Genomic DNA, 5,800 nt, shown 5'->3' on the forward strand with positions numbered 1-5,800 from the left:
TTGATACAGTCTTTTGCGCCGGGCGAAACCACGCCGGAGCAGGCCCACGAGATTGGTCGACAGCTTGCAGATGAAGTCCTGCAAGGAAAATATCCCTATGTACTGACCACGCACATTGACAAGGGGCACGTCCACAACCACATCATTTTCTGTGCTGTGGACATGGTGAACCAGCGGAAGTATGTTTCCAACCGGCGGAGCTATGCTTACATCCGGCGCACCAGTGACCGACTTTGCAAGGAACACGGCCTGTCCGTGGTAATGCCCGGCCAAGACAGAGGCAAGAGCTATGCCGAGTGGGACGCACACCGCAAGGGTACAAGCTGGAAGGCGAAGCTGAAAGCTGCCATAGATGCAGCCATCCCGCAGGCCAAGGATTTTGACGATTTTCTGCGGCTCCTGCAGGAGCAGGGCTACGAGGCCAAGCGTGGCAAGTATGTTTCGTTCCGTGCGCCCGGACAGGAACGGTTCACCCGCTGCAAAACGCTGGGCGAAGCCTACACCGAGGAAGCCATCATCGAACGCATCAAAGGGCGGTTCGTGGAGCGAAAGCCCAAGGAAAACCGCAAAATTTCTCTGCGGATTGATTTGGAAAACAGCATCAAGGCCCAGCAGTCCGCAGGGTATGAGAAGTGGGCAAAACTCCACAATCTGAAACAGGCGGCCCGGACGCTGAACTTCCTGACCGAGCATGAAATCGAAAGCTACCCGGATTTGGAAAGCCGGGTGGCCGAGATCACCGCCGCCAGCACCGAAGCTGCCGCCGCATTGAAAGCAGCAGAGCGCCGACTTGCTGAAATGGCCGTGCTGATAAAGGATGTCACCACCTGTAAGGAACTGCGCCCACTGGTGCAGGAATATCAGCAGGCTGCTGACAAAAAGCAGTTCCGGCACAAGCACGAGGGCACCCTGATTCTCTATGAAGCGGCGGCCAAGGCCCTGAAAGAGCAGGGCTTTCAAAAGCTGCCCGACCTCTACGCCCTGAAAGACGAGTATAAGCTATTGGCCGAGCAGAAAAAGCAACTGCAACAGCAATACGCCGAAGTCAAACGCCAGATGCAGGAGTATGGCATCATAAAGCAGAATGTGGACGGCATTCTGCGGACAGCACCGGGAAAGGAGCAGATGCAGGAACGGTAAATCTGCACAAAATATTGTTCGGATTTTTGAATCCCAAACGCTTAGACCGGGTGGCGTTTCCGCCCGAAATCATGTAAAATAGACTTAGACAACGAAAGCGAGGAACCCTCTATGGCAGAAGTGAACGATAACGGCTCTATCCAGCTTTTTGAAGATCAGAAAATCCGTACTGCATGGGATGCAGAAAAGGAAGAATGGTATTTTTCGATTATTGATGTTATTTCTGTTTTAACTGGAACAGCCAATCCACGGCGTTATTGGAGCGACCTTAAGCGTAAGCTGAAAGCTGAGGGGGCAAATGAGTTGTACGAAAAAATCGTACAACTGAAAATGTTGTCCTCTGATGGAAAACGGTACAAGACAGATGTCGCCAACACCGAACAGCTTTTGCGTATCATCCAGTCCATCCCGTCCCCGAAAGCTGAACCGTTCAAGGCATGGCTGGCAATGGTGGGCAAGGAACGCATCGAAGAAACCATCGACCCGGAGCAAGCTATTGACCGTGCGCTTGATACCTATTTGAAGAAAGGCTACTCCGAAGAATGGATTCACCAGCGGCTTTTGGCAATCCGCATCCGCAACGAACTAACGGACGAATGGAAGAAGCGCGGAGTGCAAAAGGGCAAGGAGTACGCCATCCTGACCGATGAAATCTCCCGCGCATGGTCCGGCATGACCACGGGGCAGTACAAGCGGCTGAAAGGTCTGACAAAAGAAAATCTCCGGGACAACATGACCGATTTGGAACTTGTGCTGACCATGCTGGCGGAAGCATCTACCACGGATATTTCCAAGACTGCAAAGCCGCAGACCTTTGAAGAAAACAAGCAGGTTGCTAAACGCGGCGGCAAGGTAGCCGGTATTGCACGGCAGGCTCTTGAAGCAGAAACTGGCAAGCCCGTTATTACAGAAAAGAATGCGTTTGACTTCCAGCAGCTTGTGACCGACATTGTAGAAGATGCCGCCGAACTGCCGGAAAATCCCACCGAGAAAAAAGATAAAGACTGATACATGAAAAATAGCCGGACACAGCAGCCACAAGGCCACCGTGTCCGGCTATTTCTGTGTTGGTAACGACACATCACTTTTGCTGAAAATAATGTGTCATTGTCGAGCTGGCGGTATCACTCACCCGCAAAATCGAACCTCTGTCCGTCAAAGTCCGCATCAGTCATGTGCTCCAACTTTGCAATGGTTCCATTCGCCAGCCGCCGCATTTCTGTGTCCATATCCGGCAGGGCGGCCAGCATCCGTGCCATCGTGCGGCGGCGGTCAGAGGTGTGGTACATACAGATCAAATTTTCTTCTTCCACGCTAAAATTCATGTGTCAGACCTCCAATTCCTTTGCCTTTTCCCGTGGCAGCGTTTGCTTGCTCTGTTCCTTTTTTGCGGCATCCAGCTGTGCCCGGATGGACGGCTTTTTCGGCTTGGCTGTGCGGGACTTCTTGGCTTTTGGTGCCTTTTCCTCGGCCTTGACTGCGGCGGCAAGGTCTGTCAGAGAGATTTGTTCTCCGGCCTTTGCTTTGGCCTCCAATTCGCCCAGAGAGGGCGCATTGTTCAGCACGCCATCAATCATATTTTCGTTTTGTTCGGTGGAAAGTTCTGCGGTGCGCAGCGGATTTTCCCGCAAGAACTCCGGCACCTGCTGGAAGCCCACACTGTCGCAGTAGTGGGCGGTGTCCTGCCCATTCTGGTGCAGCACCACCACATCCGAAACAGACAGCGAGTGTCCCTTGAAATCTGCCGGATAGTCCACATTGAATGTGCGGTAGATGTCCTCCAACGTGGTGCCAGCAGTCAGCGGCGCGGCGTATACTTCCGTATAGTTGGCCTTGTCCACGGTCAAACCGGCAGCCTGCAGGCGGTCGTAGGGCTCAAAACGGTAATCGCGGGTGGAATCTTCATTGCGCAGCTGGTAGATGGAAAAGCTGTCCTGCTGCGGTGCTTCAAAGCCTGCCGCTGCGTATTCCTCTACGGTCATTCCGGCAGCAGCCGCTTCCTGCGCGATCTCGGCCTGCACCTGTGCCTTGTAATCCTGCAAGCTCTGGTCAAAGTCAGCCAGCTTGGGCGGTTCCGGCAAGTTATACTGGCCTTGGTTGAGCAGCGGGCGGCAGTCCTGCACATAGGCCACAACAGCGTTGTAATAGGCCGCCTGTTCCGGCGAAATGTTCTGTCCCTCTCGCAAAGCGGCGGTAGCCGTCTGCTCCATAGCGGAAAGATTGCAATGCTGTTTAAGGTACGGGATAAACTCGGTCAGCACCATTTCCCGCTCTGCCTTGTCCTGCTCCCATGCTTTCGGGCCTTTGTTATGCAGAACAAAATTCTTCCAGTTTTCATCTTTGGCGTAGTATTCGTGGTAGTTCTGGATGTGTTGAACCAAAGAACCCTCTCCGTCACCAAAATCCTGCCGCCCCTCGTAGTTGTCTGGCTGGCCGTTCAGGGTAAAATCAATGCGGAATGCGGTCTTGTCGTACCAGCCACCTGTGTAGCCGTCCTTTTCCCGTTCCGTGTGCTGGGTGGTGTCCAGTTCTTCAAAGACGCGGTTTGCCACGGACAGTGGCATGGTTTCGCCGTCCTGCAGCTTGTCACTTTCACTCCACAGAATTGTGACCGTGGGCTCTGCGGCGGGGTCTGGAATTTTAACGGGTGCGGGAATTTCATTCGCTTTTTCTGCTGCCTCTTGGAACGCTGCCAGCTTGTCGCCCAACAAAACTTCCGACACCTTGACTGTCTGCCCCAGCAGAGCAAGAGCTTCCTCTCCGGCATCCGGCAGGGTCAGACCGGGTGCGTCCAGTTGGCCGCCGTCCAGAGCCTTATTATCCGGGCCATACAGGGTGTAGTCATAGCCGGAATCGCAGGTCTGGATGAACAGCGTATTGCCGTTGTCCAGCGCAAATGCAGCCTCCTGTGCAGTGGAAAGTTCTGTTTCCCGCTGCTGGCGCAGTTCTGCCAGATGTTCGTCCAGTGCGGAGATCAGTTCATGGGCCGTATTGCGGATAATTTCCAGAGAGGCTTTCAACTCGGCCAGTTCCCGGCCCGAACTCCACCCGGCCACATAACCAAAGGAATACTCGGATGTGTCCAGCCCGTAGTGCTGGCAGACTGCATAAGCTACGCTTTCGGCCTGCACCTCGCGGGTGCGGCTGTCCGGGCGGTTGGTCTGTTCCGGGTCGGTGGGGTCGATGGCGTGAAGTTTGGCGTGGGCAATTTCATGGATAGCCGTCTTGATGGTCTGTAACTGGCTCATGCCCTCTTGAATGGCAATGCGGTTGTCAAGCAGGTGGAAATAACCGTGCGCCCCGCCCTCGATGTCCTCAAACCCGATGGGCACCGGGGAAGCTTGCTCCAACGCTTTGAAAAAATCTTGATAGTCCTGCACGCTGCCGGACAGTTCATTCACTGCGATAGATGGCAGCGGTTCGCCCTCGGTCTGGCTGACATCGAACACGGAAACCACCTTAAAGGCCGGAATCTGCACCGTTTTTTCTTCCGTCAGCGGCTTGCCGTCCTTGTCCAGAATCGGCTTGCCCTGTTCGTCCAGCTTTTCCATCTTCTGCTTGACCTTGTACGGCGCAGGAGCAAGGATTTTGATGCCTTTTTCGCCTTTCTTTACGGTGCGGTGGAACGTGTCTTTCCACTTGTTGAAGCCCGCCACCAGTTGGCCGCCCTGCATGGCGATCAGCAAGGTGTTGTTGAAGCTGTAATTGTGGAATTTCGCCATCGTGGTGAGGTAGGCTTTGTAGCGGTCGCTGTCGAACAGCTCTTGAATCCCTGTTTCCAGCCGGTCCGTAATTTCTTTCATCCGTTCCGCGCTGTCTTTGCCGTTCAGGATGATGGGGATAACTTTCTGCGGTTCCGTTTCAGGCTGAACAGGCGGCGGGATGTTGGCCGCATCCCGCAGAACTTCCGGCGCGGGAAAGGACAGCACCCGGTATTCCTCCGGCACGGGCTGGCCCTCGTGGACTTTCTGCCACGCATCCCCGCTTTTGACAAGGTAGCCATACTCGGTAAACACGCCCTGCTCCTGCTGGGCCACATACCGGCCAAACTGTGCCGTGTCGATGCCGCCTTTCCATTCCTCCGGCATATCCACCATGCCGGAACGGTTCAGATAGTAGTCGCCCAGCTGGGCAGGCCCGTGCACATCCGGCAGATACACATAGTAGTCTACGTTTTCGGGAAAGTCGGTGATTCTCCCGATGCTGAAAAGCTCACTCTGCGGGGCTTGCAAAGCGGCGTTCAGCTCTGCGCGTTCCCCCGCAGAAAGCGTTTCCAGCTGTGCGGCCAGAAAGTTCAGCGCGTCCACATTGGATGCCAGCACCATGTTGTAGGGAATCGCAAAACGTTTTTCTTCCTCGGCAAAGTAGCCGGAAATGAAAAGGCCCTGCGGATTATCGGACGAAATGCCGATTTGCCGCAGGGCCGCTTGTACCTGTTCGGTTGTAGTGGGCATGTCCAGCCAGATGCCATCCCTGCCTTGCTGCTGCCGATTTTGCAGCTGGATGGAAAATAATTCGCTCATTTGGTCACACTCCTTTTTTGCTATCCTACGGATAGAGAGAGCCGGTTATGGCAAAATGAATGCTTCACCTTACCATAACTGGCCCTCGTATTTTTGCCTTACTCTTTGCGCTCTACCCGGTAATTGACGTACTTGCC

4 protein-coding genes are annotated in these 5,800 nt (G+C 54.4%); 2 read left to right on the forward strand and 2 right to left on the reverse strand.

What is annotated here, in order from left to right:
- Together DWY95_RS16520 and DWY95_RS16525 are read left to right on the forward strand one after the other, a co-directional pair.
- The coding region (locus DWY95_RS16520; RefSeq protein WP_118554318.1) for a relaxase/mobilization nuclease domain-containing protein at nt 1-1,140 on the forward strand (1,140 nt) is incomplete at its 5' end.
- Nucleotides 1,141-1,251: 111 nt separating this feature from the next.
- Nucleotides 1,252-2,148 carry a Bro-N domain-containing protein gene (locus DWY95_RS16525; protein ID WP_005922866.1) on the forward strand — a complete coding sequence of 299 codons (897 nt, stop codon included), beginning with the start codon at nt 1,252-1,254 and terminating at the stop codon, nt 2,146-2,148.
- A 116-nt stretch (nt 2,149-2,264) separates the two neighbouring features.
- Here DWY95_RS16525 and DWY95_RS16530 read toward each other — a convergent pair whose 3' ends face one another.
- Nucleotides 2,265-2,465, reverse strand: coding sequence for a transposon-transfer assisting family protein (locus DWY95_RS16530; protein WP_117477615.1), 201 nt, complete (start codon nt 2,463-2,465; stop codon nt 2,265-2,267).
- Between the two features lie 3 nt (nt 2,466-2,468).
- Nucleotides 2,469-5,663, reverse strand: a complete 3,195-nt coding sequence (locus DWY95_RS16535) for a YodL domain-containing protein (protein WP_118554319.1) — start codon at nt 5,661-5,663, stop codon at nt 2,469-2,471.
- Nucleotides 5,664-5,800 lie beyond the last annotated feature (137 nt).

This window comes from Faecalibacterium sp. AF28-13AC, from assembly GCF_003478405.1.
In the GTDB taxonomy this organism is placed as follows: domain Bacteria; phylum Bacillota; class Clostridia; order Oscillospirales; family Ruminococcaceae; genus Faecalibacterium; species Faecalibacterium prausnitzii_E.